The sequence below is a fragment of the Pseudomonas kielensis genome, from assembly GCF_030505375.1.
GTDB lineage: Bacteria > Pseudomonadota > Gammaproteobacteria > Pseudomonadales > Pseudomonadaceae > Aquipseudomonas > Aquipseudomonas kielensis.
In genome coordinates, this window is the sequence record NZ_CP130043.1 from 1,325,643 (window position 1) to 1,351,688 (window position 26,046).

The 26,046-nt window shown below is 60.5% G+C and carries 22 protein-coding genes; 14 read left to right on the forward strand and 8 right to left on the reverse strand.

The window, feature by feature from the left end; all coding sequences use genetic code 11:
- Nucleotides 1-134: 134 nt before the first annotated feature.
- The gene (locus Q1W70_RS06495) at nucleotides 135-3,407 is read left to right on the forward strand and encodes a DEAD/DEAH box helicase (protein WP_302098691.1); all 3,273 of its coding nucleotides are present in this window, start codon (nucleotides 135-137) and stop codon (nucleotides 3,405-3,407) included.
- 100 nt (nucleotides 3,408-3,507) lie between these two features.
- On the opposite strand, the gene Q1W70_RS06500 is transcribed toward Q1W70_RS06495, so the two are convergent.
- Together Q1W70_RS06500 and Q1W70_RS06505 are read right to left on the reverse strand one after the other, a co-directional pair.
- Nucleotides 3,508-4,143 carry an HNH endonuclease gene (locus Q1W70_RS06500; RefSeq protein ID WP_004416135.1) on the reverse strand — a complete coding sequence of 212 codons (636 nt, stop codon included), beginning with the start codon at nucleotides 4,141-4,143 and terminating at the stop codon, nucleotides 3,508-3,510.
- Between the two features lies 1 nt (nucleotide 4,144).
- Entirely contained in the window at nucleotides 4,145-5,440 is a 1,296-nt protein-coding gene (locus tag Q1W70_RS06505; protein WP_302098692.1) for an ATP-binding protein, read from the reverse strand.
- A gap of 821 nt (nucleotides 5,441-6,261) precedes the next feature.
- Here Q1W70_RS06505 and Q1W70_RS06510 point away from each other — a divergent pair.
- The 3 genes from Q1W70_RS06510 to Q1W70_RS06520 all read left to right on the forward strand — a co-directional run bounded on the left by Q1W70_RS06510 (nucleotide 6,262) and on the right by Q1W70_RS06520 (nucleotide 8,058).
- Nucleotides 6,262-6,645 carry an MAPEG family protein gene (locus Q1W70_RS06510; RefSeq protein WP_166590388.1) on the forward strand — a complete coding sequence of 128 codons (384 nt, stop codon included), beginning with the start codon at nucleotides 6,262-6,264 and terminating at the stop codon, nucleotides 6,643-6,645.
- Nucleotides 6,642-7,103, forward strand: a complete 462-nt coding sequence (locus Q1W70_RS06515) for a hypothetical protein (RefSeq protein ID WP_302098693.1) — start codon at nucleotides 6,642-6,644, stop codon at nucleotides 7,101-7,103. The genes Q1W70_RS06510 and Q1W70_RS06515 overlap by 4 nt, the downstream gene beginning before the upstream one ends.
- A gap of 85 nt (nucleotides 7,104-7,188) precedes the next feature.
- Nucleotides 7,189-8,058, forward strand: coding sequence for a LysR family transcriptional regulator (locus Q1W70_RS06520; RefSeq protein WP_166590386.1), 870 nt, complete (start codon nucleotides 7,189-7,191; stop codon nucleotides 8,056-8,058).
- Between the two features lie 40 nt (nucleotides 8,059-8,098).
- Here Q1W70_RS06520 and Q1W70_RS06525 read toward each other — a convergent pair whose 3' ends face one another.
- Nucleotides 8,099-8,536, reverse strand: a complete 438-nt coding sequence (locus Q1W70_RS06525; RefSeq protein WP_166590385.1) for a YciI family protein — start codon at nucleotides 8,534-8,536, stop codon at nucleotides 8,099-8,101.
- Nucleotides 8,537-8,752: 216 nt separating this feature from the next.
- On the opposite strand from Q1W70_RS06525, the gene Q1W70_RS06530 reads away from it, so the two are divergent.
- The 9 genes from Q1W70_RS06530 to Q1W70_RS06570 all read left to right on the forward strand — a co-directional run bounded on the left by Q1W70_RS06530 (nucleotide 8,753) and on the right by Q1W70_RS06570 (nucleotide 16,951).
- Entirely contained in the window at nucleotides 8,753-9,709 is a 957-nt protein-coding gene (locus tag Q1W70_RS06530) for a LysR substrate-binding domain-containing protein (protein ID WP_095169505.1), read from the forward strand.
- A 152-nt stretch (nucleotides 9,710-9,861) separates the two neighbouring features.
- Complete coding sequence (locus Q1W70_RS06535) at nucleotides 9,862-11,316, forward strand: 2-hydroxymuconic semialdehyde dehydrogenase (RefSeq protein WP_302098882.1); 1,455 nt, start codon at nucleotides 9,862-9,864, stop codon at nucleotides 11,314-11,316.
- Nucleotides 11,317-11,333: 17 nt separating this feature from the next.
- Complete coding sequence (locus tag Q1W70_RS06540) at nucleotides 11,334-12,155, forward strand: fumarylacetoacetate hydrolase family protein (protein WP_302098694.1); 822 nt, start codon at nucleotides 11,334-11,336, stop codon at nucleotides 12,153-12,155.
- Nucleotides 12,148-13,086 (forward strand): acetaldehyde dehydrogenase (acetylating), encoded by a 939-nt coding sequence (locus tag Q1W70_RS06545; RefSeq protein ID WP_302098695.1) that lies wholly within the window; start codon nucleotides 12,148-12,150, stop codon nucleotides 13,084-13,086. Before Q1W70_RS06540 ends, Q1W70_RS06545 begins: the two co-directional genes overlap by 8 nt.
- A 10-nt stretch (nucleotides 13,087-13,096) precedes the next feature.
- Entirely contained in the window at nucleotides 13,097-14,116 is a 1,020-nt protein-coding gene (gene dmpG / locus Q1W70_RS06550; protein WP_166590381.1) for a 4-hydroxy-2-oxovalerate aldolase, read from the forward strand.
- A 58-nt stretch (nucleotides 14,117-14,174) separates the two neighbouring features.
- Nucleotides 14,175-14,963 carry a 2-keto-4-pentenoate hydratase gene (locus Q1W70_RS06555; RefSeq protein ID WP_166590380.1) on the forward strand — a complete coding sequence of 263 codons (789 nt, stop codon included), beginning with the start codon at nucleotides 14,175-14,177 and terminating at the stop codon, nucleotides 14,961-14,963.
- Nucleotides 14,960-15,385: a RidA family protein gene (locus tag Q1W70_RS06560; protein ID WP_095169511.1), complete on the forward strand. Its 426-nt coding sequence runs from the start codon at nucleotides 14,960-14,962 to the stop codon at nucleotides 15,383-15,385. The genes Q1W70_RS06555 and Q1W70_RS06560 overlap by 4 nt, the downstream gene beginning before the upstream one ends.
- A 10-nt stretch (nucleotides 15,386-15,395) precedes the next feature.
- A complete protein-coding gene (locus tag Q1W70_RS06565; RefSeq protein ID WP_166590379.1) occupies nucleotides 15,396-15,968 on the forward strand; it encodes a 3-hydroxyanthranilate 3,4-dioxygenase in 573 nt (190 codons plus the stop codon).
- Nucleotides 15,965-16,951 (forward strand): amidohydrolase family protein, encoded by a 987-nt coding sequence (locus tag Q1W70_RS06570; protein WP_166590378.1) that lies wholly within the window; start codon nucleotides 15,965-15,967, stop codon nucleotides 16,949-16,951. The genes Q1W70_RS06565 and Q1W70_RS06570 overlap by 4 nt, the downstream gene beginning before the upstream one ends.
- Nucleotides 16,952-17,247: 296 nt before the next feature.
- Here Q1W70_RS06570 and Q1W70_RS06575 read toward each other — a convergent pair whose 3' ends face one another.
- The 5 genes from Q1W70_RS06575 to kynU all read right to left on the reverse strand — a co-directional run bounded on the left by Q1W70_RS06575 (nucleotide 17,248) and on the right by kynU (nucleotide 24,281).
- Nucleotides 17,248-18,273, reverse strand: a complete 1,026-nt coding sequence (locus tag Q1W70_RS06575) for a porin (protein ID WP_166590377.1) — start codon at nucleotides 18,271-18,273, stop codon at nucleotides 17,248-17,250.
- A 97-nt stretch (nucleotides 18,274-18,370) separates the two neighbouring features.
- On the reverse strand, nucleotides 18,371-20,083 hold the full coding sequence (locus tag Q1W70_RS06580; RefSeq protein ID WP_185818523.1) for an LVIVD repeat-containing protein: 1,713 nt from the start codon (nucleotides 20,081-20,083) through the stop codon (nucleotides 18,371-18,373).
- A gap of 85 nt (nucleotides 20,084-20,168) precedes the next feature.
- Nucleotides 20,169-21,485: an OprD family porin gene (locus Q1W70_RS06585; protein ID WP_166590375.1), complete on the reverse strand. Its 1,317-nt coding sequence runs from the start codon at nucleotides 21,483-21,485 to the stop codon at nucleotides 20,169-20,171.
- Nucleotides 21,486-21,589: 104 nt separating this feature from the next.
- Nucleotides 21,590-23,005 carry an amino acid permease gene (locus Q1W70_RS06590; protein WP_166590374.1) on the reverse strand — a complete coding sequence of 472 codons (1,416 nt, stop codon included), beginning with the start codon at nucleotides 23,003-23,005 and terminating at the stop codon, nucleotides 21,590-21,592.
- Nucleotides 23,006-23,036: 31 nt separating this feature from the next.
- Nucleotides 23,037-24,281 (reverse strand): kynureninase, encoded by a 1,245-nt coding sequence (gene kynU, locus Q1W70_RS06595; RefSeq protein ID WP_166590373.1) that lies wholly within the window; start codon nucleotides 24,279-24,281, stop codon nucleotides 23,037-23,039.
- Between the two features lie 282 nt (nucleotides 24,282-24,563).
- Between kynU and Q1W70_RS06600 the strand changes: the two genes are divergently transcribed.
- A complete protein-coding gene (locus tag Q1W70_RS06600; RefSeq protein ID WP_302098696.1) occupies nucleotides 24,564-26,018 on the forward strand; it encodes an ArnT family glycosyltransferase in 1,455 nt (484 codons plus the stop codon).
- The last annotated feature ends 28 nt before the right edge of the window (nucleotides 26,019-26,046 follow it).

The window sequence follows — 26,046 nt, forward strand, 5'->3', positions numbered from 1 at the left end:
GCACATAATTGGTGATCACTACGATAGTGAGCCATTCGCACGAATGCGCGTCACCCGCGCCATCATTAAGCCATCCAGTTTATAATCCTCCCCCTAAGCAGCGCCCTGCAATGGGCAATTCAAGGAGGATTCTGATGGTTGTGCTCCCACCAGTGGTTTACGAGCAACGCTGCTCTGTAGGAAAGATCCGGCATCAGCTACAGCCAGCCATCACGACCCGAGTCATCAATGAGACCTTGGTGAACGTGTCGCCCCGCATCAGAGAACGCTTGTGGCTGCTTGAATGTGGTAGCCGCGTCCTACTCACCAACCGGCCCAATGTCACTTTGCCCGACGGAGTGGATGGAATCATTCATCTGCGGGAGGACAAAGTCGTCTGGAGGACTCATCGCCTCCTTATCGATCTCAAAGCCCGAGTCCTCGAATCTGGGTGGGCCGATGTAGCCCGCGATGCGGCGCGGAGCTGGCACAATCAACTGTCATATCGAGCGGAACAACGTGACGCCAATGGGCAAGTCCCAACAGGACAGGAGGGATTGCGACCGCCCCAGTTAGGCGCTCTCTTTGCCATCGGGGCTCACTGGAGCCTCAATACACAGCCTGCAACGATTGTGATGCCCACCGGCACCGGCAAGACTGAAACGATGCTGGCTACGCTGACGGCGTACGGCCATTCGACCACACTTGTGGTCGTTCCTTGGGATCTTCTACGCCAGCAGACTGCGAACAAGTTTCAGAGCCTGGGACTGTTGCGCGCGCTGGGGGTGCTGCCAAACGAAGTGGCAAATCCAGTAGTCGGGCTGATCACATCCAAACCCAAGACGCTGGCAGATTTGGACATCTTCACCCAATGCAATGTGGTGGTTTCCACCATTAGTTCACTGGCATTCGAAGCTGGTAGCCCGCTCGCTGCTGAGATGGCTCAACGGTGTAAATCACTGATACTGGATGAAGCCCATCATGTTCCCGCCAAAACCTGGAGCGGGCTAAGATCAGCGTTTCACTCGCTGCCCATTTTGCAGTTTACTGCGACGCCTTTTCGCAGAGATGGTGAACTCGTCGACGGGAAAGTGATTTTCAACTACTCACTTGCCGCCGCGCAGCGGGACGGGTATTTCAAGCCAATACATTTCGAGCCTGTTCACCAGCCGTGCGGTGGCACCCAAGCCGACCAAGCTATCGCCGCGACAGCCCTAACTAAGCTACGACGTGACTTGAACGCGGGGTTTAATCACCTGCTCTTAGCCCGATGCAGCAGTATCGTCCGTGCAACCTACGTAGAACGTCTTTACCGACACCTCGCGCCTGAGTTTCAACCAATCCTGATTCATTCAAAGATCAACGATACTGAAGCTAAGCTGGCCGATCTGCGCTCAGGGGTGTCCCGGGTCGTGATCTGCGTCGACATGTTGGGCGAAGGGTTTGATCTGCCCGAGCTGAAAGTGGCTGCGCTCCATGACAGTCATCGGAGTTTGGCTATCACGCTCCAGTTTATCGGGCGGTTCACACGCGTGGCAGGAAGGAGCATCGGCGAGGCGACGGTGGTGGCCAACATTGGCGATCAAGATGTCGCCCAGTCACTGGAGCGCCTATACAGCGAAGACGCCGACTGGAATCAGGTACTGAGCGAGCTGAGTTCTAATGCTGTCCGGGAGCACAGGGAGTTGATTGAGTTCCTGCAAGCGTCCGAACGTCTGGATGAGGAAGGCGACTCGAAAATTTCTCTGTCACCTCAATTACTCCGCCCAGTTTTCAGCACTGCCGCTTACAGGGCTCAACAGTTTTTTCCCGAGCGGTTCCACCACGGGCTTTCCCAACAACTTCACATTGAGGGGGTCTGGCTCAACCGAGAAATGCGTACGCTTTACTTCGTCACCCGCGCCGAAGGCAGGGTTCGCTGGACTAATACCAAAGGCGTTCTCGACCGTGAGTGGACACTCTTCGTCCTCCACCACAATCCGGAGCTTGAACTGCTATTCCTGTCTTCAACTGATCATAGTTCTTTATTCCCAGAGCTAGCGGAAGAAGTCACCGGGCAAGCAGACCTTGTCCATGGCGAACAGATGTTTCGAATACTCGGCCATGTAAACCGCTTGGTGTTTCAGAACATGGGCGTCAAGAAACACGGTCGACGTAATCTGAGCTACGCCATGTACACAGGCGCCGACGTTGCGGTAGCACTCGGTGTGGCCGAGCGTAGCGGCTCCGTTAAGAACAATGTCAGTGGTACCGGATGGGAAAATGGAGAGCGCGTTTCTGTGGGCTGCTCGTACAAAGGGAGGGTCTGGTCGCGAGAGCAAGGCTCCATACCGGAGTTCGTTCACTGGTGCGCTGCGGCTGGCGCCAAACTTCTCGATGACAGTATCGTTGTCGATGACATCATTGCAAACGTCCTCATTCCTAAGGAAGTGACAGCGTTTCCAAGCGACAGGAATGTGCTTGCTGTCGAGTGGCCGGTTGAAATCATGAGTATTGCAGAAGACAGGGTCGTGCTAACCACTCGGGCGTTTCCAAACGGCCTTCCTATCACGTTCGTCGATCTGAAATACCTTGATGTGCGAGATAACAGCATGAGGTTTGCCCTGAACTGTGACGAGACCGGCCAGTTCGCAGATTTCACCTTAACGGTAGGCGGAGAGAACGGCTTCGTCGTCGCACAGACAAGCGGTGAGGCAGTCGAACTTACCATCGGGAAAGCGTCAAGGGCGCTCAGCCAATATCTGAGTTCATACCCACCGCTGGTACGGTTCGTCGACCTGAGTGAGCTGGACGGAAACATGCTGATCGAGCCTAAAGACCCCAGGCATCTTGAAATCGGAGAAGAGCGCTTCGAGGCTTGGGACTGGGCAGGGGTCGACATCACAAAAGAATCCTACTGGAAAGACGGCATTACACGTGCTGACTCTATTCAGTGGAAAGCCGCCCAGCACTTCATCCAGGGTGATTTTGACATCGTTTTCGACGACGACGGCGCCGGTGAAGCCGCGGATCTTGTCTGTCTCAAGGAGGAAGATAATCGTATACGACTTGCGCTGATCCACTGCAAATATGCCGGAGGAGACACCCCTGGCGAACGAGTGAAGGATGTCGTGGAGGTCTGCTCCCAAGCGGTCAGGTCGGCCAAATGGAAATGGCGCTTTTCTGAACTCGGTAAGCACATACAAAGACGTGAGGATCGGCTGCGCTCCCTGCACCGTCCAACGCGCTACCTTGCTGGAAATGGGTTGAGGCTCAATGACTTGATCAAGACAGCACGCTTCAAACCCATTGAAGCCGAAATACTGATTGTTCAGCCGGGTCTATCTGCTGGTAATCGTACCGCTGATCAAAACCTCGTGCTGGCCGCCGCTGTGGCATATCTCAAGGAAACGATTGGGTGTGATATGGACATCGTTTGCAGTGGGTAGGCCGCGGTGGTGGTACCCAAGGTCTCCCTCACATCAAGATAGTGCCAGGTTTTAGCAAATAGGTTCCCTTGAACACTGGAACCTATTTAACTGCGAACCACTAGTGGCGCTCAACGAAACTCAGATGACCGAGCATTCTCTTGATCTCGGCCGGATTTGCGTCAGCTGGGCAATTGTCGAGGAAGCGCGAAAACTCCGCAACCATTGCCGAATCAAATGAATCCCAACCGGCATATTTATAGTCAAACCTACTCAAATTGCACAGCGTATATGTAGCTTTTCCTTTGCCGTTATTGAGAACCCTGTAAATACGCCTTCCATCCACCACAGCAATCTCAATATGATCTTCATAAACATCAAAATGAGGATGAATGATTTTATAGCGTCCAACACCCCGCGGATAAGAGACTGACCTCACCCCAACTAAAATATCGTGATCATCTTTAGGATTATTGCACTCCTTACAAGCGATCGCGAGATTCTCAGGATAAAATAGAAACTCAGGATAAATAGACTTGGCTAGTATATGCTCGATATCCCATGTATAACCATGCTCTTCTTTTTTCTCAATCTTGCAATATGCACACCGATAGCCTTGCTGTATCAAGTAGTGATCACGAATGTACTTCCGAACTGCCAAAATTGGCCCAGCAGTGCCATTCCAGAGATCATGATCAACTTTGTCATATGCATCAACAAAGTCTTTGATCGCGCCTTCATAATTCACCTTGATCATGTTAACCAGCCATAACTTTTACTTGATCAAGAAGATGAAGCACTGGATCCGATTCATCTAGACGGCCTCTCACATATTCCAACTCCCTAAGCTTTGACCTATCCAACCTTGAAAGAGGCTGCCCCTTATTAATTTTGGACAGGATAACGAGGAGAGTCCTGATGAGATATTCGTTTTTATAGCCGGGCTCATGAAAAACTTCGCTCAGCTGATAGTCAGCTGATTTTTTTGCATAATCCTCTGGGCGCAAAAGATTACTGGTTTCTAAATCTGCGACGAACCCGTTCTCCGATGTCAAGCCCGAAACTAGTTGAGGAGAGTGTGTCGCAATAATGAAATGACACCCTCGATAGTTTGAAAACGCCCCTTGAAGGATCTCAATAAACTCAGACTGCCATTTGGGATGCAAACTTATCTCTGGTTCATCTATACAAATCAGTGAGCCATCCTTTATCAAAGAGGACATTCCCAAGAACATTAAAAACATACATTGCTGGCCTGAGCTAGCATGATCCAGCTGCACTCTATCTTTAGTTTTCTTGTCATAGAGATGTATTCGGAAAACCTTGAGCAGCCCGCTCTCAATTAGCACAGGCAAAATATGCATGTACTCGCCCACACCATCTTGACCCCACATACCTGTATCGAAATCGTACCTAACAGTCGAAGCTCGACTTGTTTTGAATCCATTAGAAAAAAACGAAATCGCTGGCAAAATTTCCTTTTCAAAATCGTATTTAGAGCCACTCTCTGTACGACGGATTGCATCTTCCAAGTACGCTTGCGAGTTCCCGTTTCTTTGTGACGAAAGCGCTGAATTGATTCTCAGCTCTAGAATAACGCGCGGAAGGAATCCAATGTAATCTAAAATATAGTCAAACCTAACAGACCGGTCCCTTTCGATTTCAAATCTTGAAATCAAATTCGCTATCGATTTTGATATCACTGAGCCAGGTGATGATCGAAAGCCTGAGAGGCCAAGATAATGATATCCCTTCAGCTCACGCTCTCTAGTAAAATATGGATTCGGCTTTGGGAATCGGTCAAACCTGCTATTCGATACAGCAATCACTTGTGATGGCTGCGAAACAGACCTAGGCGACTCGGCCACATCATGAGCTGAGTTTTCTCGTCTATCTGAAAAAATATATGCGTTTGCGATTTTACTCAACGCCCTGGTCTTACCTACCGCATTTCGACCAACCAATAAGGTGTATACATTTTGATAATTATATGTTTCAGAGCTAATCTGAACAAATTCTCCACCGACATTAACTGCCTCAACCTGGAACTTCATACTTCATCCCTTTAAATCAATGTGCTCCTGCGAGCAGAACGATCACAATTTTCTTAATTTAGTGCTGGGTTATGGGGACCGCTCGTCAGCGGAATTTTTGGTTAGCGCGACCTCGATGTCAACATGACATCACCGATTGATCATCGGCCCCTTGGATAGCGCCCAAGATTCCTCTCCTCGGCGCGCGAGGTATCTGCTCGAAACCAGGAGCAATGCAGAGCCAACCAGGACTTTGATGGGTGAGAAGCGACCGTCAGGCCAGCCAAGCGCTAACGTGGATTCACGCGCGGTTTGTGACCACGGTACCTGTACTGCACCGACAAAGAGACTGCGCAGTACTTCGAGAGTCGGCTTAGCCAACACAGCAATCACTGACGGTATCGTTTGCTAGGCCCCCCTGTACCTGCGAGTGGGGACATCGTACGCGCAGGGGCAACAATCAACAGCGCGACCATTTGCTTGATAGACTCGATCCCGATTCGTTTTTTGGGCGGAGCTCAAAAAGCACCGTCTATCGGAATCCAGACCACGCAGCGTTCCAACTGGTATTCCAGGCAAGTTGACCAATAAATTATTAATCAGAAAAAACAGATAGATACCGACTTGTTTCAAATTACCCCGGCCCAAACAGGAAGCAAACCAAAACCCGCCCCATACGGGTTTTTCTGCATCTAATGTTCCAACTCTCGTCCTCGCCAACACACCTCCCCCTCCGCAATAACTCCAGAGAATCATCACCATCACCAATCGCACTTTTACTCCGCCGCACCCGCTGATTAGCATCGCAAAGGTATCCCCTCCTCAAGCCAAGGAAGACCTGCATGCCCTACAGCCTTTCCATCGCAGCGGTGTTGGCGTTGTTGTTGATCGCCCTGTCCGTCAATGTGTCCCGATTGCGCCTGCGCTACCGGGTCAGTTTTGGTGATGCCGGCAATCCGGCGCTGACGGCGGCCATTCGCGCTCACGGCAATAGCCTTGAACAGTCCGTGCTGTTCATCTTGCTGCTCTACTTCATCGATACCGCGACCTCACTCAATTCGGCGTGGGTGTTGGGGCTGGGCGCAGGTTTTGTGGTGTTGCGCCTGACGTATTGCTGGGCACTGTTCAGCAGGCGCTTGCGGGGGCGTCAGGTGAGTCATGGCCTGAGCATGCTGATGCTGCTGCTCACTGCTGTGATGTTGCTCAGCGAGGGGGTTGGCGCATGAAGTCCGACAGCCAGAAGATTGCCCTCTACCGCAAGGTCAATGGTTTCACCGGACCGCTGGCGCGCAGTCGCTGGCACTGGCGGACGCGCTGGCTTGCACGTCTGCTGGCGCAGTGGGTCTGGTGGAAAAATGCCGGTCGCCGCCAACAACAGGTGGCGGACATCGCCCAGGAGTGGCAGCGGCTGTTTGGCTTGCCACACCTGTGGCCCATCGAGCGAATCAGTGAAGGCACGGCTTACTGCCGCATTCTCTTTCCCTGCTCCCTGGAGGGCAGCGGTGACGTTGCCGCGTGCCACCGGCTGATGGAGTACGACCGCGCCCTGCTGGAGAAGATCGGCGGGCGTTTGGTGGTGCTGCAGTCCCGTGCCGATCCGCGGGTCACTGGCGGCTGCAAGGTTGCCATTCGCCCGTTGGGCGATACGCGCGAAGATCTGATTCCCGCTCGCCTGCTCGATTGAGCTGAGCTAGCCTTGCCGACTATCGAAAACGCCGTGAAGATAAGGCTTCGCGATCCGCCAGGGAGTGCTCAGGGTGCGTTTGGAAATGAAACACTTGCACTTGGTGCACAGTATTTGCGAGACCGGCAATCTGACCCGCGCGGCAGAGCAGTTGTTTCTATCCCAGCCGGCCCTCAGCAAGCAACTGGCCGAACTGGAGGATCGCCTGGGATTTCTGTTGTTCCACCGCTCGCGCAAGGCCATGCTGCCAACCGAGGCGGGCCTGGCGTTCAACACTCATGCACAGCGCATTCTCGACGACACGGCGGCCCTCAGCGAATACCTGGCACGTTATGGCCGCGGCGATACCGGACGCCTGCGCCTGAGCATCGACCCACTGCACCGTTGCGACTGGCTACCGACCTGGCTGCAGGCCCTGCGCAGTCGTTTGCCCAATGTCCAGGTGCAGATCAGGCCAGTGCCTGACTTGCTCTGTAGCCTGCGACAGGGTGAAAGCGACCTGATCATCCTCGGCGAAACCAGCCACGCTCCCGACACTCGCTTTCAGCCACTGCACGGCGATGAACTGGTCGCCATCCTGCCTCCCGACCATGCGCTGGCCACACGTCCTTGGCTGATGCCGACAGACCTCGCCGGACAGACCCTGCTCTATCACTTCGACCTGGAACAGTCCTATCTGTATCGGCGTTACCTGCGCCCACAGCAGATTCAGCTGGGCTCGTTGCAGCACATCCAGGACGTCCCCGCCCTCATTGCCCTGGTCCGCCTGGGAGTAGGCATGAGTCTGCTGCCTCGGCGCTTGCTCAATGGCGATGAACGGAACCTGTTGGTGCGCCCAATCGGTGAGCAGGGGTTTCACTTCAACTGGTACCTGGCCACGAAGCGGGAGGACACCCGACCCACCGTGCAAGTCGCCATGGCGTTGCTGAGCGAGATGCTGCATTCACCCAACTGACGCGCCACGGCATGGGTTCGACATCCGCTGCGTCAGCGCTTTAGCACTTCTTCCCCTGTGCCTGGGCCTCGGCCCACACCCGCGCCTCCTGCTCCCGCAACTCCGGCGTAAACGCCTCCCCAAAATCCTCCATCTCAAACACCTGCCGAATCTCGATCTCAGCCTCCGTACCCGGCATCGGATTCGGGCAGCGCTTGACCCATTCAACCGCCTCCTCTTTGGACTTCACCTGCCACAACCAAAACCCGGCAATCAGCTCCTTGGTCTCGGCAAACGGCCCGTCGATGACTGTGTGCGTGTCCCCCCTGAAACGCACCCGTGCGCCTTTGCTGCTGGGGTGCAGGCCTTCGCCGGCGAGGAGGATGCCGGCGTTGAGCAGTGCTTCGTTGTAATTGCCCATCGCGGTCAGCAGTGCTTGGCTGGGCATTTTGCCGGCTTCGGAATCCTGGCTGGCTTTGATGATGATCATGAAGCGCATGGCGGTTTCTCCTTTCGATTGAGTGACCTGACAAGTAGTCGAATGGCCGCTGCCCCAATCGACGGTACGGGGCAAAAAAACTGCCGCCGTGCAGCCACCCGGGGCACTGGCCAAGCCTTGGATTCCTGCTAAGGGCTGCAGCCCCCGGTGCTGAAAATGCCGGAAGTGTGATACCTATAGCGCCCCGTCGAACCCACGCGACACCCGAGGCTCTGCATGAAGTTCACCACCATTTCCGTTGCGCGCAAGCTCAAGTTCTACCAACTGGTGGTGTTCGACCAGGTGCTGCAAAGCGGCTCCCTGGTCCGGGCTGCGCAGGCGCTGAACCTGACTCAGCCGGCGGTGACCAAGATCATTCATGAGCTGGAATCGTACTTCGATGCCCCGCTGCTGATTCGGGGCAATCGTGGGGTCAGCGCCACCGAACTGGGTGAGTTGGTGGTGCGCCGGGCCAAGTCGTTGCTGGCCGAACTGCGCTCACTGACCGACGAGGTCAACGCCTTCCAGGAGGGCACCTCGGGGCACGTGATGGTGGGGACGCTGATCTCCGCGTCCACCTCGTTGCTGCCCCGGGCCATGCAGTTGCTCAAGCAACAGGCACCGGGGGTGCTGGTGTCATTGCGGGTCGGGCAGATGGACCAGTTGTTCCCGGCACTGGCCGTGGGCGAAGTGGACCTGGTGGTGGGCCGGGTGCCTGACGACTGGCGCTGGCGCAACGAGTCGCCGATGCTCGACGTCGAGGTGCTGTATGCCGAGCAATTGAGTGTGGTGGCCGGGGCCAATCATCCCCTGCAAGGCCAGGCACCGGTCAGCCTCGCCGATCTGCACGCCTACCCATGGGTGCTGCCGACCCGCGATTCGCTGCTGCGCCGCACCGCCGACAAGCTGTTCGCCGACGCCAACCTGAGCACCCCGGGCAACGTGGTCGAGTCGCTGTCGATCCTCACCAACATCACCCTGATGCAAGACCAGCAGACCGTGGCACTGATGCCCTACGAGGCGTCGCAGCAGTTTGTCAGCGCCGGCCTGCTCAAGGCCTTCGACCTCGGCGCGCCGTTGCAGTTTGGCGATATCGGCTGCTTCTTCTCCAACACCCGCGCCCTGGGGCCGGCAGCACGGCTGTTCCGCGAATGCCTGAACCAAGCGCGTAGTGAGTCGGATCAACTCCCATAGGGGAAATTCGGAAAGATCGCAACCTTCGGCAGCTCACCTGGTATTCCAGATCGACATATCAAGGCGCGACCTTTTTATTATTCACTAATATCCACCCTCCCTACACTCCCTCCGACTACCCACGTTTTCCGGAGGTTGATGTGTCTGCACCCCTGCAGTTGCTGCGTAATTACATCTCGGGCGAATTCGTCGCCAGCGAGCAGACCTTCCCCAATGTGTCGCCCATCGACGGCCGTATCCTCAGCCAGGTCTGCGAAGCCGACGAAGCCCTGGTGGCGCGCGCCGTCGCGGCGGCCAAGGCTGCGCAGCACGGGCCCTGGGGTGACTACAGCGCGAGCCAGCGTGCCGCCGTGTTGCAGCGCATCGCCGATGCCATCGAACGCCGCTTCGAAGACTTCGTCGCCGCCGAAGTGGCCGACACCGGGCGCCCGGTCCAACAGGCGCGGACCCTGGACATCGCCCGCGGCATTCACAACTTCCGCACCTTCGCCGAACTGATCAACCAGGCCGGCAGCGAGTGCTTCGAAATGCGCGCCGCCGATGGCAACGACGTCTTCAGCTACTCGGTGCGCAAGCCCCACGGCGTGGTGGCGATCATCTCGCCGTGGAACCTGCCGATGCTGCTGATGACCTGGAAAGTCGCCCCAGCCCTGGCCTGTGGCAACTCGGTGGTGATCAAGCCCTCCGAGGACTCCCCTTCCACCGCCACCTTGCTGGCCGAGGTGATGCACGAAGTCGGACTGCCGGCAGGCGTGTTCAACCTGGTACACGGCTTCGGCCCGGGCTCGGCCGGTGAATTCCTGACCCGTCACCCGGACGTCGACGCCATCACCTTTACCGGTGAGTCGCGCACCGGCGAAACCATCATGAAAGTCGCCGCCGAAGGCATCCGGGACGTGTCGTTCGAACTGGGTGGCAAGAACGCCGCGGTGGTGTTTGCCGACTGCGACTTTGACGCGGCAGTGGCCGGCGTCCTGCGTTCGAGCTTCACCAACTCAGGCCAGGTCTGCCTGTGCTCGGAGCGGGTGTACGTGGAACGGCCGATCTACGAGCGCTTCGTCGCCGCCATGAAGGCCGGTGCCGAGGCGCTGAAGATCGGCTACCCGGATGAAGACGGGGTGAACATGGGCTCGCTGATTTCCCACAAGCACCGCGACAAGGTCCTGGGCTACTTCGAACTGGCCCGCAGCGAAGGCGCAACCCTGGTCACGGGCGGCGGCGTGCCGCACTTCGGCGATGCGCGCGACAACGGTGCCTACGTGCAACCGACCATCTGGACCGACCTCGGTGACGACGCCCGCTGCGTGCGCGAAGAAGTGTTCGGCCCGGTGTGCCATATCGCCCCGTTCGACCGCGACGAGGAAGTGGTGCAACGGGTCAACGACTCGGCCTATGGCCTCGCCACCGCCCTGTGGACCCGTGACCTGAAACGCGCGCACCGGCTTTCGCGGCGCTTCGAGGTCGGCATGGTCTGGGTCAATACCTGGTTCCTGCGCGACCTGCGCACCCCGTTTGGCGGCACTCGCCTGTCCGGGCTGGGCCGTGAAGGGGGCCGTCACTCCCTGGATTTCTACTCGCAAATCACCACCATCTGCGTCAACCCTTGAGCCCCGGAGTCTCGTCCATGCATGCAGCTCTCATCGAAGCGGCCAACCGGCTGCGCCAGGCCGAACGCGACGGGCAACCCTGCCCGCCGGTTCGCGAACTGATCACCAGTGCCCTCGCCGCAGATCCCTCGGCAGACCCGGTCGCCCTCGCCTACGCCGTGCAGCACCACAACACCCAAGCCGCCATCACGGCTGGGCAGCGTCCGGTCGGGCGCAAGATCGGCCTGACCTCCTACGCGGTCCAGCAGCAACTGGGGGTCGATCAGCCGGACTTCGGTCAACTGTTCGCCAGCATGGCCCGTGGCGACGATCAGCCGATTGCCTGGCGTGACACCCAGCAGCCCAAGGTCGAGGCGGAAATCGCCCTGGTGCTGGAACACGACCTGTGCCACGAGCGCCACACCATGGCCGACCTGATCCGCGCCACGGCCTTCGCCCTGCCGGCCATCGAAGTGGTGGGCAGCCGCATCGCCCAGTGGGACATCCGCCTGGTCGACACCATCGCCGACAACGCCTCTTCAGGCCTGTTCGTGCTCGGCAGTCGCCCGGTGCAACTGGCGCAACTGGACCTGGTGCACTGCGGCATGAGCATGACCCTGGGCGGCGAGCCGGTATCGGTGGGCGCCGGTGCGGCGTGCCTGGGCAACCCGTTGAACGCGGCGCTGTGGCTGGCCGACACCATGGTCCGGTTCGGTGCGCCCTTGCGCGCCGGCGACATCCTCCTGACCGGTGCCCTCGGGCCGATGGTCGCGGCGCAACCGGGCAACGTGTTCACCGCCCACATCCAGGGCCTGGGCAGCGTCACCGCCGCCTTCGAGCGGAGCACTGAGCATGACTGACAAACTGAAGGTCGCCATCATCGGCTCCGGCAACATCGGCACCGACCTGATGATCAAAATCCTGCGCAACGCCCGGCACCTGGAAATGGCCGTGATGGTCGGCATCGACCCGGCCTCCGACGGCCTGGCCCGTGCCGCACGCATGGGCGTGGCGATCACCCACGAAGGGGTTGAAGGCCTGGCACGGATGGACGTGTTCCAGGACATCGACTTCGTGTTCGATGCCACCTCCGCCGGCGCCCATGTCGCCAACGACGCGTTCCTGCGGACCATCAAGCCAGGCATCCGCCTGATCGACCTGACGCCGGCGGCGATTGGCCCGTACTGCGTGCCGGTGGTCAACCTGGAACAGAACCTGGACCAGCTCAACGTCAACATGGTCACCTGCGGCGGCCAAGCAACGATCCCGATGGTGGCCGCGGTGTCACGCATCGCCAAGGTGCACTACGCCGAGATCGTCGCCTCCATCGCCAGCAAGTCCGCCGGCCCCGGCACCCGGGCCAACATCGACGAATTCACCGAGACCACCTCCAAGGCCATCGAAGTCATCGGCGGCGCCGGCAAGGGCAAAGCGATCATCGTGATGAACCCGGCCGAGCCGCCCCTGATGATGCGCGACACCGTGTTCGTGCTCTCGGACGCCGCCGATCAAGCCCAGGTCCAGGCCTCCATCGAAGAGATGGCGGCTGCGGTGCAGGCCTATGTACCGGGCTATCGCCTCAAGCAAAAAATACAGTTCGACGTGATCCCCGAGCAGACACCGCTGCACATCCCGGGCCTGGGCACCTTCTCGGGGCTCAAGACCTCGGTGTTCCTCGAGGTCGAAGGGGCCGCCCATTACTTGCCCGCCTACGCCGGCAATCTCGACATCATGACCTCCGCTGCCTTGGCCACCGCCGAGCGCATGGCGCAGTCGATGCTCAACGCCTGAGGAGCCTGCGATGACCTTCAACCCCGGCAAAAAGCTCTACATCTCCGACGTGACCCTGCGTGACGGCAGCCATGCGATTCGTCACCAGTACTCGCTCCAGAACGTGCAGGACATCGCCCGCGCCCTGGACAAGGCCCGCGTCGACGCCATCGAAGTGGCCCACGGCGACGGCCTGCAAGGGTCGAGCTTCAACTATGGTTTCGCCGCCCACACCGACCTTGAGTGGATCGAAGCCGCGGCGGATGTGATCAGCCACGCCAAGATCACCACCTTGCTGTTGCCCGGGATCGGCACGGTTCACGACTTGAAAGCGGCCTACAACGCCGGGGCACGGGTGGTGCGCATCGCCACCCATTGCACCGAGGCGGACGTCGCCCGACAGCACATCGAGTACGCCCGCGCGTTGGGCATGGACACCGTGGGGTTCTTGATGATGAGCCACATGATCCCCGCCGAGCAGCTCGCCGCCCAAGCCAAACTGATGGAAAGCTACGGCGCCACGTGCGTGTACATGGCCGACTCCGGTGGCGCGATGAGCATGCAGGATGTGCGCGATCGTTTCCGTGCCTTCAAGGCGGTGCTCAAACCCGAGACCCAGACCGGCATGCACGCCCACCACAACCTTTCGCTGGGGGTGGCCAACTCGATTGTCGCGGTCGAGGAAGGCTGCGACCGCATCGACGCCAGCCTCGCGGGCATGGGCGCCGGTGCCGGCAACGCGCCTCTGGAAGTGTTCATCGCCGCCGCCGAGCGCCTGGGCTGGAACCACGGCACCGACCTCTACACCTTGATGGACGCCGCCGACGATATCGTCCGCCCGCTGCAGGACCGCCCGGTACGGGTCGACCGCGAAACCCTGGCCCTGGGGTATGCCGGCGTCTATTCCAGCTTCCTGCGCCACGCGGAAATCGCCGCGCACAAATATGGCCTCAAGGCAGTGGACATCCTCGTCGAGCTGGGCAAGCGCCGCATGGTCGGCGGCCAGGAAGACATGATCGTCGACGTCGCCCTGGACCTGCTCAAACGCTAACCCAAACAACATCCCCTTGTGGGAGCGAGCTGGCACGTTCGCCCTTGGAGCAACCCCCATGACCACCGATATTGCCTACATCGCCCAGGCCCTGGACCAGGCAGCACGCAAAGCCGAAGCCGTGGCGCAGTTCAGTACCCAGTCGCCGTTTACCCTCGATGAGGCCTACCTGATCCAGCGTGCGTCGATGCAGCACCGCTACGCGGCTGGCGAGCGCCAGATCGGCCTCAAGCTGGGCTTCACCAGCCGGGCGAAGATGATCCAGATGGGCGTCGACAGCCTGATCTGGGGCTGGCTCACCGACGCCATGCTCGAAGAAGACGGCGGCGTCGTCGACCTGCAGCGCTTCATCCATCCACGGGCCGAACCCGAGGTGTGCTTTCTCACCCGGCGCACCATCGACCGCCCCTTGACCGCCCTGGAAGCAGTCGACTACCTGGAAGCCGTGGCACCGGCGATCGAGATCATCGACTCGCGCTACCAGGCCTTCAAGTTCAGCCTCGAAGACGTGGTCGCCGACAACTGCTCCTCCGCCGGGCTGGTGGTCGGCGCCTGGTCCCGGGACTTCGCCGCCCTGGACAACGCCGGGGTGCTGATGCGCGTCAATGGCCGGGTGGTCCAGGCCGGCTCAACCGCCGCGATCCTCGGCCACCCGCTACGCAGCCTGGTGCAGGCCTCGCAGTTGCTGGCCAAGGCCGAGATCGCCCTGCCGGCCGGCAGCCTGATCATGGCCGGTGCCGCCACCGCCGCCGAAGCCTTGAGCCCGGGCGCCCATGTCAGCGTACAGATCGCCGGTTTCGGCGAATGCGGCTTCAGCGTTGCCAACCACCCAGGAGCAGGACAATGAGCCTCAATCGATCGACCGTGGTCGCCGGCAAGGCGACGCCACGGGGACGTTTCCCCCACATCAAGCGTGCCGGTGATTTCCTCTACGTGTCCGGCACCAGCTCGCGGCGCCCCGACAACAGCTTCGAGGGCGTGGAAGTCGATGCCCTGGGCACCACCCGCCTGGACATTCGCGCACAGACCCGCGCCGTGATCGAGAACATCCGCGACATCCTCAACAGCGAAGGCGCGGGCCTCGCGGACCTGGTCGAACTCAGCAGTTTTCTCGTCGACATGAACGACTTCGACGGTTACAACCAGGTCTACGCGCAATACTTCGACGAAACCGGCCCGACCCGCACCACCGTGGCCGTGCACCAACTGCCCCACCCGCACTTGCGCATCGAAATCAAAGCCGTGGCCTACGCCCCCCTCAACGCTTAAGGACAACAAGATGGACAAGCATCACTTCAGTCCACCCCTGAACTTCAATCGCTGGATCGAAGAATACGCCCACCTGCTCAAGCCCCCGGTGGGCAATCGCCAGCTGTGGAAAGACAGCGACACCATGGTCACGGTGGTCGGTGGCCCCAACCAGCGCACCGACTTCCACGATGACCCGGTGGAGGAGTTCTTCTACCAGTTCAAGGGCAACGCCTACCTGAACATCTGGGACCGTGGCCAGTACGAGCGCATCGATTTGCGCGAAGGCGACATGTACCTGATGGCCCCGCACGTGATCCACTCCCCCCAGCGTCCGGAGCCGGGCAGCCTGTGCCTGGTGATCGAAAAGTCCCGTCCGCCGGGGCAGTTCGATGCCCTGCAGTGGTCCTGTGCCCATTGCGGCACCCTGGTCAAACGCTATGAGTTGCAATTGCAAAGCATCGTCAACGACCTGCCACCGGTCTATGAACAGTTCTACGCCACCAGCGACGCCGAACGACGTTGCCAGGGTTGCGGTGAGATCCACCCCGGTCGCGATTGGCAAACCTGGCACCGCACCCTCGAAGCGGTGAAACGCCCATGAAAATCGACATGCATTCGCACTTTTTCCCCACCATCAGCCAGGCCGAGGCGGCACGACTGAGTGCCGACCGTGGGCCGTGGCTGCACACCAGCGGGCGCACCGGGCAGATCATGCTCGGCGACCAGCCGTTTCGTCCGGTGCATGACGTTCTGTGGGACATGCACCGGCGCATCGAGCACCTCGACGAACAGGGCCTGGACGTGCAGATCATGTGCGCCACGCCGGTGATGTTCGCCTACGACGCACCGATCGAGCGCGCCCTGCCCTGGGCGCAACTGATGAACGACCGCGCCCTGGAAATGACCGCCGTGGCCCCGGACCGGCTCAAGGTCCTGGCCCAGGTGCCATTGCAGGACATCGACGCCGCCTGCCGCGAGGCCAGCCGGGCCAAGGCTGCCGGTCATGTGGGCGTGCAGATTGGCAACCACGTCGGCAATCAGGACCTGGACCATGAAGGCCTGGTGAGGTTTTTCACCCACTGCGCCGAAGACGACATCCCGGTGCTGGTCCACCCCTGGGACATGATGGGCGGCGAGCGCATGCGCAAGTGGATGCTGCCGTGGCTGGTGGCGATGCCGGCGGAAACCCAACTGGGGATTCTGTCGCTGATCCTGTCTGGCGCCTTCGAACGCATTCCCACGTCACTGCGCCTGTGCTTTGCCCACGGCGGTGGCGGCTTCGCCTTCTTGCTGGGGCGCGTGGACAACGCCTGGCAACACCGCGATATCGTCCGCGAAGACTGCCCGAACCTGCCATCGAGCTACGTCAAACGCTTCTTCGTCGACTCCGCCGTGTTCGACCCGCGCTCGTTGAAATTGCTGGTGGACGTGATGGGCAGCGACCGGGTAATGCTCGGCTCCGACGCCCCGTTCCCCCTCGGGGAGCAGAACATTGGTGCCGGCGTGATCGAGCATCCGCAACTGGATCAGGCGACCAAGGCCCAGATCCTGGGAAGCAATGCCCAGGCGTTCTTCGGGCTCTGACCCATTGCTGCACCCAGCCCCGCCGCAAGCCATTGCCGCGGGGCTTTTTCATGCCCCACACAGTGTTTTGGCTACCCACAGATTTTGCATACACCCACCGAGATCTTGGCTGCCCACAGATTGTGCAGACACTCACCAGTCCAGTGTGGGAGCGGGCTTGCCCGCGATGGCAGTGTGTCAGGCACCATCAATATTGAATGTCCCGGCCCCATCGCGGACACCCACCGGGATCGTGGTCGCTCGCAGGTTTTCCAGGCACAAAAAAGGCGCCTTTCGGCGCCCGCTTTCAGCGTTGCTTAAAACTTGTAGCGCACCCCCATTTGCAGCCCCTCAGGGTTCTCGTTGCGCAACGGGCTTTCCAGGTTCCAGCTCACCGGGTAACGCACGTCCGAGTCGCGGTTGTGATGCACGTAGCCGTACACCGCGTACAGGTCGGTCTGCTTGTTGAAGTTGTAGATGTACGCCAGGTTGATGCCCGTGGCGTCGCTCAAGGCTTCGTTCTTGCGGTCGTCCTTGTAGACCAGGCTGACGGCAATGTTCTGGGTGTCCCAGAAATTGTGTCGAATACCCAACTGCAGGTCGCTGCCATTGGATTCAAAATCCACCCACGGCGCGTAGGCGTAGTAACCGACGTAACGGTGATAGACCGCCATCAGGTCCGTGGTGCCCATGGTGTAGACCACGGTGAAGTAGGCATCCGTCGCCTGCTCCATGGTGTGCTTGTCCCACAGGTTGCGCTGGTACTTGCGATCCACCGCGGCGGCAAAGTACCAGGGGCTGTCCGCCCAGTAGTCGATGCTGGTGCTGTAGACCACACCGTCGCGACTGCCATCGTTCTCGCCCAGGGTGGCCATGCCACGGAACTGATAGCCCTCGTAGCGTGGGCTGATGTACATCAGCGAGTCGTCTTCACGCCACGGTGCATAGAACACCTGGACGTTGTTGACCAGGCTGTAGTCGTTGCCATACAGGGGGTCGGCATAGCCGTAACTGTTGGCGGATGGGGTGTCCTGGCGACCGGCGCTGAGGGTCCCCCAACGCTCTGAAATCACCTGGTAATAGACTTCGCGCTTACCCGTCGAGTCATCGGAATGGGGGTTGTACATGGCTTCGTAGACGGCATTGAGCTTGATGTCGTCCGTCACTTCCTGGAAATACTTGAACTGGATGCGGTTGGAGCTCAAGCCCGCACCCGTCAGTCGATCCACGGTATCGCCTCCCGAGCGCGCCACTTCGTACGTCAGGTCAACCACCCCGGACACCTTGAACTCCGCATAGCAAGCGCCACTCATCAACGGAAGGGCGAGCAATAGTTTGCGCATGAAAAACTCCGGACACTGCAAAAGCGCTGGTCGGTGGTTCGTTGTCGAACCACCGCCAGACTTTGCTTACTTGTTGTTATGGTGAGTTGTCTGGTTTTCAGTCCCGGGCCGGCCAGATTTTGCTCGGAGCCTCGAAATTCGGCTTGCCCAGCAATGGCGTCGACAGGGCATAGAAGCCGTGGTTGGTGAAGACCCAGATCAGGTTGCGGTCGTACTCGGTGTAGGTGCCATGGGTCAGGTTGCCCATCGCATAACTGGCCACGTTCTTGGTGTCGAACGGCGGCACGAAGTAGGCGCCGATGGTCGGTTTGCCTGGCTCACGCACATCGAACACCTGGACCCCGGCGTTGTAGAACGCGTACGGCAGGATGCCCTCGCGCGAGACGCCTGGCTGGGTGTAGTAACCGGAACGCTTGGGCCCGAAGCTGCCCTTGCGCTGGCAGTAGTCGGTGAACGCAGCGTCTGCCGGTGGCGTCGGACGCGGCAGAACGTGCTGGATCGCCGGCTTCTGCGGGTTGCTGACGTCCACCGCGAAGATGTCCTTTTTCGCCTCGAAACAATCTTCCGACAGTGGGTAGCCACTGAAGTAGATGATCCCGGTCTTCTCCACTTGCGAGACGTCGATGTTGTCGCCTTCGGTACCGGCCACGCTCACCGGAAACTCCAGGTGACCGACCACTTTCATGTTGTCGGCCTGGGTGATGTCGACCACATAGAGCCCCATCCCGCCCATGGCGGCGTAGCCGTACTTGCCACCCTGCTCGACGGTTTTCGGAATGAACAGCGACATGCGCGCGCCCATCCAGGACGCACGGTTGCCGGCACGCGGGTTGGCCTTGAATACCGCTTCGTGTTGCGGGTCACCGACGATCTGGCCGGGAATGGTCAGCATGTCCAGCAGCTTGGGATTGCTCGGGTCGGACATGTCCCAGGACTGGTAGCCGGCGTTGTACAGGTCGTTGGGGTATTCGGTCAGTGCGTACTTGTCGCTGGGTGCGGCGGCCACGTACATCACATCGCCCCCGAAGTAGGCGGGAATGTCACGCACGCCGGAGCCCTGCTGTTCGCCGATCGGCGCATCCGGGTGTTCGATGTCGGTGGTGCGGGTGGCGATCAGTTTCCAGTCGTCCGGCAACGGGCCATTCATCTCGTAGACCTTGAAGCCTTTGAGGTGCTTGGACTTGCGGATGGCCTCGACTTTGTCCGGCTCGCGGTACTTGTCGCTCAACACGCCAAAACGGCGAACCTCGAAGGACTGGACCATGATGTTCTTGCCCAGTTTCTTGTTCCACTGCACCGATGCCGCGCCAAACATATCGTCTGGGGCGTAGGGGTTTTCTTCCTTGCTCGGGCCGTCCGCGCCCCAGGTCGAGCCCTTGGTGAACACCAGTTTCACGTCTTTGGGGTGGGTGATATCGAAGATCTTCAGGTTGCGGCGCACGTACTGGTAGAGGTAGCGCTTGCCGTCGAAGTCGACGATGTTCTGCCAGGTGTGAAACGGCTCGACCGTGATCGGGTAGTAGGCCTCGACGGTCATGTTCTTGATGTAGCTTTTGGTGTCCCAGTAATCCAGCTCGCCGGCGAACGGCTCACCTTCATGGCTGAACGGCGTGGCCACCGGGTGGGTGAACTTGCCCGTGGCCTTGTCCATGCCATAACTGCCCGGGGCCGGCATCGGTGGAATCTTGTCCACCGACAAGGCCGTCTGCTGTTTGACGAATGGGTCGCTGATATTGACCGGTGCCGAGCTGTCCGCCTGGACGCTGGCGCACAGGCCCAGCATCACGCAGGCGCTCAGCGCACTGGTCAAAAAAGGCGCTCGGCGAGTGTTGGGGAGTCGCATTGTTTTCATTATTCACTCCAGTGGTAGTGCCCGGGTGGGCAGTGCAGGGGGTCTACAAAATGTCGATCGGGTAATCGGTGATCAGGCGAAAGTCATCCAGGTCGCCCGAGCCCTGGTCGCGATCGGCTCGGTGCCAGGCCTGTCGGGCACGCACACTCAAGCCCTTGGCCGGGCCGGACTGGACCACGTAGCGCAGTTCCAGGTTGATTTCGTGGTGCTCGCCGTCGTCGCCATACCGCCCGGCATAGGGACTGCTGGCGGCGATGTGGCTGCCATCGATGCCCCAGCCGCGCACAAAGCGGCTCATGAAGCTCAGGCCGGGCACACCGTAAGTGGCCAGCGCGAGGTCGTAACGCAGTTGCCAGGAACGCTCCTGCGGGCCGTTGAAGTCAGAGAACTGCGCGGCGTTGGGCAACAGGATCGAGGCGCCCTGGTCGTTGCCGTTGCGGCCGTGGCGGTCCTTGTCGCCGACACCGAGGTAATCGAAGGGGGTATCGCCGTCGATCTTCTGCAGCCCCAGCAACCAGCGATGGCCACCGCTGCGCCAGAACGTCGACAGCCCCAGGCTGGTGTTATTGATCTCGCCAGCCTTGGCTTGCCCCTCGTCCAGCGTGCGGTAGGCCGTCAGCCCCAGGCCGAGCTGGTTGTGCGGATCGAGGTCAATGCGCGCGTCGAGGTTGGCGTAGTACTGGTTCCAGATGTCCTCGAAGCGTGAGCCGTACAGCGTGGCGCTCACCCCCGGCGACAGTTGGTAGGTGCCGCCCAGGTAGTCCGCTGTCGCCGTGGGAACCCCGGCCATCACCGCCCACAGGTCGCCATCGCCGTTGGTGGTCACCGGGCTGGTGCCGGAGGTGAAGTGCCCGGCCTGAACCTCAAGCGCCTCCACTTCACGGCTGACCAGCGACAGCCCCGTGGCGGTCTGCGGCACGATGCGAAAGTGACTGACGCCGAACACCGGGGTTTCCGGACGCTGTTCACCGTACTTGAGCACGCTGTCGGACAGCCGCAGCTTCAGCGCGGCACCGCCCTTGCCGTAGCTGTCGGCCGGTTCGCCGTCATCGTGTACCGGCAGGTTGCCGGTGCCGGACTTGTCCGCCGGGGCATCGAGCTTCAAGCCAAGGTAAGCGAAGGCATCCATGCCGACCCCAAGCGTGCCCTCGGTGAACCCGGAGTTGAACTGGCCCAGCACGCCTTGCGTCCAGTCGCGGGCATCGCGGCGGCCGTCTTCCTTGCTGCGGTTGAAGTAGGAGTTGCGCAGCAGCAATTGCGCGCTGCTGTCGGCGATAAAACCGCGCGCAGGCTCGGCGGCGAACGAAGTCACCGCGCAGGCGCTGGCCAACAACAGAACGGTGGTTCTGGCGTGATTCATGACAACCCCGTGTGAAAGGTGGGCCGCTCCCACAAGGGCTGTGCCTGGCCCTCATGTTTTCGGATTCAGAAAACGCCGGACCGTCCCTGGTCAGGCAGCGCCACTCACCGTTGCAGTGGCAAGGGCTTGGGAGCGTCTGTCGAGACGGCGGCCTTCTGCCGGAAGCGCAGGAAGTAGATCAACAGGATCACCGCCAGGAACGGAATGCCACACAGCAAGGTGGGGGCAAACTCTTCGGTGAACAGCGTGGTGACCATCACCGCCAGCATCAGCAGCAACCCGCCCAGGCTGGTCCATGGGTACCCCCAGAGCTTGAAGGCCAGGGGTTGACCGGCCTGGCGGCGGCGGAAGAACAGGTGCGTGAGGAAGATCCCGGCCCAGGTGAACATCGCACCGAACATGGCAATCGACATCATCAGGGTGAAGGCCTTTTCCGGGTACGCCAGGTACAACAGCGTCGCCAGACCGATCCCCACCGACGACAGCAGCAGCGCTGACAGCGGTACCCCTTTGCTGTTGAGGCGACCGAACACCGCCGGTGCCTGGCCGGCCCGCGACAGGCTGAACATCAAGCGTGTGGTGATGTACAGCTGACTGTTCATGGCCGACAGGGCGGCAATCAGAATCACCGCGTTGAACACCGCGCCGGCGTAAGGCACGCCAGTGGCTTCCATTACCGTGACGAACGGGCTCTGGCCACCGCTGTTCTGGCCCCAGGGCACAATCGCCAGGACCAGGGCGATAGTCAGCAGGTAGAACACCACCAGGCGCACCACGGTAATCCGGAACGCACGGGTCACCGCGCGCTGCGGGTCCTTGGCCTCACCGGCCGCCACCGCGATCATCTCGATACTCAGGTAGCTGAAGAACGCGACGATCACCGCCACCCAGGTGCCCCACCAGCCGTTGGGGAAAAAGCCCCGGTCGTTGCTGTAGTTGGCAAAGCCGATCGAGGAGTCGGCCGGCGCGCCGTACACCACATAGGCGCCCAGCAGGATGAACACCACAATCGCGCAGAGCTTGATCAGCGAGAACAGGTACTCAATGGCACCAAACACCTTGACGCTGAAGGCGTTGGCGACAATCAGCGCCATGGAAAACGCGACCATCCAGTAGCCACCCGGTACGTCCGGGTACCAGTACTTCATGTACATCGCCGCCGCCGTGATCTCGGTCCCGACCGCAAACACGATCGACGACCAGTAGGCGTAGCGGATCGCGAAGCCAAACCAGGGCGCCACGTAGAACTCGGCAAAGGAACCGAACGACCCCGAGGTCGGGTGGCGCACAGTCATCTCCGCCAGACAGCCCATCAGCAACAGGGCGATCAAGGCACCGATGCCATAGCTGACCAGGACGCTGGGGCCGGCAAAGCCGATGGCAAAACCGCTGCCCAGGAACAGGCCGGTGCCGATGGCGCCACCAATGGCGATCATCGACAACTGGCCGCTGGTCAGGCTCTGCTTCAAGCCTTTTTCGCGGTCTATCAAGTGTTCGAAGGTGCTGGTTGTTTTTGTCATTGCACGTTTACTCCGAATCGGTGGGAGGAACTCAGGTCACTGACTTGCGGGCCAGGAACTCCGGGCGATCCCATTCTTTTTGCTCGAGGATGGCGCGCAGGGCGACCACGCTGTCCCAGATATCGACATAGCGGATGTACAGCGGGGCAAACCCGAAGCGCAGGATGTCCGGCGCGCGGAAGTCGCCGACGATGCCCCGGGCGATCAGCGCCTGCATCACCGCGTAGGCTTGCTCATGCGCCAGCGACACCTGGCTGCCGCGCTCTTCGCCGTTGCGCGGTGAGCGCAAGTCGATGCCCAGGTCGGCCAGTTGCTCGTCGCACAGGCGGATGAACAGATCGCCCAGGGCCACGCTCTTCTCGCGCAACAGGTTCAGGTCGACGCCGTCGAACACCTCCAGGGCCGCCTCCAGCGCCAGCACGCCGAGCTGGGGCGCGGTGCCGGTGAGCATCCGGTCGATGGTCGGGTGGGGGCGGAAGTGATGGTCGAAATCGAACGGCTTGGCGTGCCCGTGCCAGCCCGTGAGCGGCTGGCGAATGTGCGGGATGTGGCGCTCGGCAACAAACACAAAGGCCGGCGCACCAGGCCCGCCATTGAGGTACTTGTAGCCACAGCCCACGGCGAAGTCGGCGTTCACCCCATTGAGTGCAATCGGCATGGCACCGGCCGAGTGGCACAGGTCCCAGACCACCAGCGCGCCAACCGCATGGGCCCGCTCGGTAATGCGCGCCATATCGTAGCGCTTGCCGGATTTGAAGTTGACGTGAGTCAGGGACACAATCGCCACGTCTTCATCCAGGGCGTCGAGGATCTCGTCCGGTTCGACGCAGCGCAGTTGGCTGCCGGTCAGTTCGGCCACGCCATCGGCGATGTACACGTCGGTGGGGAAGTTGCCCTTCTCCGCCAGGATCACGCTGCGCCCAGGTCGCAGGCGCGTCGCCGCCACCAGCACTTTGAACAGGTTGATCGAGGTGGAGTCGGCAACGATCACCTCGTGTCCCTGGGCGCCAATCAACGCCGCGATCTTCGCGCCAGTGCGCTGCGGGGCCGGGTACCACTCGGCATCGTTCCAGGAACGAATCAGGCCCTGGGCCCATTCCTGCTTGAGGACTTTCTCGATTCGCGCGGGAATGTGGGCCGGCATGGCGCCCAGCGAATTGCCGTCGAGGTAGATCTCGCCCTCCGGCAAATCGAAACGCTCACGCGAGGCGCCCAAGGCATCAAGACGGTCAAGGTACTCAAAATCCGCTCGCGTCGCGGGGCTGGACATGGACATACAGGCTCCTTCAGGATTTTCTTTTTCTAATAGGGTCGGCGGTCTGCGACTTGAGGGGGCAGTCCGCTACGAAGTGGCTTGATGCTACCCTCGCATGCCATTACCCGAAAATAGAAAAGCCTGCGTCAAGTATTCTCGACCGTTATAGCCAGCCAATCCGCACATCGGCTCAATCGCCCTGCAATGCGCCATCTGTCACACGCCGTTCACTGATTGTTCAGATTCGCCGCCCTATACTTTGCCGCCCTCCTCCCCGTCCTTTCCTTCGGTGGCCCAAAGCACATGACGCGCCCTGCTCCGTTGCTATTTCTGCTCGCCGCCCTGCTGTTTTTCTTCGCCCTGGGCAACCACCAATTGCAAGGCTCCACCGAAGCCCGGGTCGCGGGCATTGCGATGCAGATGCACCTGGACAATGACTGGGTGACCCCACGCCTGCTCGACCAACCCTTTCTGGAAAAACCCCCCCTGAGCCTGTGGCTCGATGCCGCGGCGATTCGCACATTCGGCGGCACCCCCTGGGCGGTGCGCCTGGCGTCGGCCTTTGCCGGTTTGTGCAGCGTGATGCTGCTGTATGGGGCGTTGCGCCGCTTCGGCCGACCCAAGGCGATCGCCTTCAGCGCCGGGATCATGCTGGCCACCATGGGCAGCTACTGGGGCAATGTGCGCGGCGTCGGAGAAGATGCGCTGCTGAGCCTGGGGGTCAGCCTGGCGCTGCTGGCCTTCTATCAGGCCCACAAACAACAGGCCGCGCAGCAGAGCACCAAGGCCAGCTGGAGCATGTTCGCGCTCGGGATCGCCATCGCCACGCTGAGCAAGGGCGTGCTCGGCCTGGCCATGCCGGGGGTGGTGATCTTTACCTTCCTGGTGGCCGAGAGCCTGATCGACAAGCGCTTCACCCTGGCGCGCTGGGTTCGCCCGGCACTGATGACCGCATGCGGGCTGCTTCCGCTGGTGATCTGGCTCTACATGCTCTACCAGCGCGGCGGCGCACCGGCCCTGACCGAGATCCTGCTGACCAACAGCGTCGGGCGCTTTGACGGCTCGTTTGTCGAAGCCGGCCACTACGAGCCGTTCTACTACTACCTGGGCAAACTGCCAGAAGCCTTCCTGCCGTGGAACATCCTGGTCTACCTGGGGCTGTGGCACTTTCGCAAAAGCCTGGCGAACAATCGCTACCTTCTGTTCTTCACGGTGTGGCTGCTGGCCCAGTTCCTGATGCTGACCCTGGCCTCCAGCAAACGCACGGTGTACCTGATGTCCCTGACCCCCGCCGCTGCGGTGATCGCCGCCGAATACGCCTTCGTACTGCTGGAGCGCTTGCGCCAGCGCACCACGGCCACCGGCTTGCTGGGCATGATCGCCCGTCATCGCCAGCGGATCGCGGTGGGCATCCTCGGTGTGCTGATCGCCGTCTACCTGGGCGCCGCGCACTGGGCCGCGCCGAGGGCTGATCGCAAGCTGTCGTTCCTGCCGCTGACCGAGCAGATCCAGACGCTGCAAGCCAACGGTCAGATCGTGGCCCTGTACCAGGCCAACGAACGCACCGCCGGGGCGACGGTGTTCTACATCCAGAGCCTGCTCAAGGACCTGAAAACCGAAGCCGAGTTGATGGCCTTCCTCGGCGCGTCACCGGGTAACGTCGCGCTGATCGCCAGGGCCACGCCGCCCCCGCCGCCGTTGCAGGTGCTCAAGCGCATGTCGGTGGGGAGCCAGCTCTATTACTTCGTCACGCTGTGATGCCAGTACCGTAGCTCGCCACAACAGC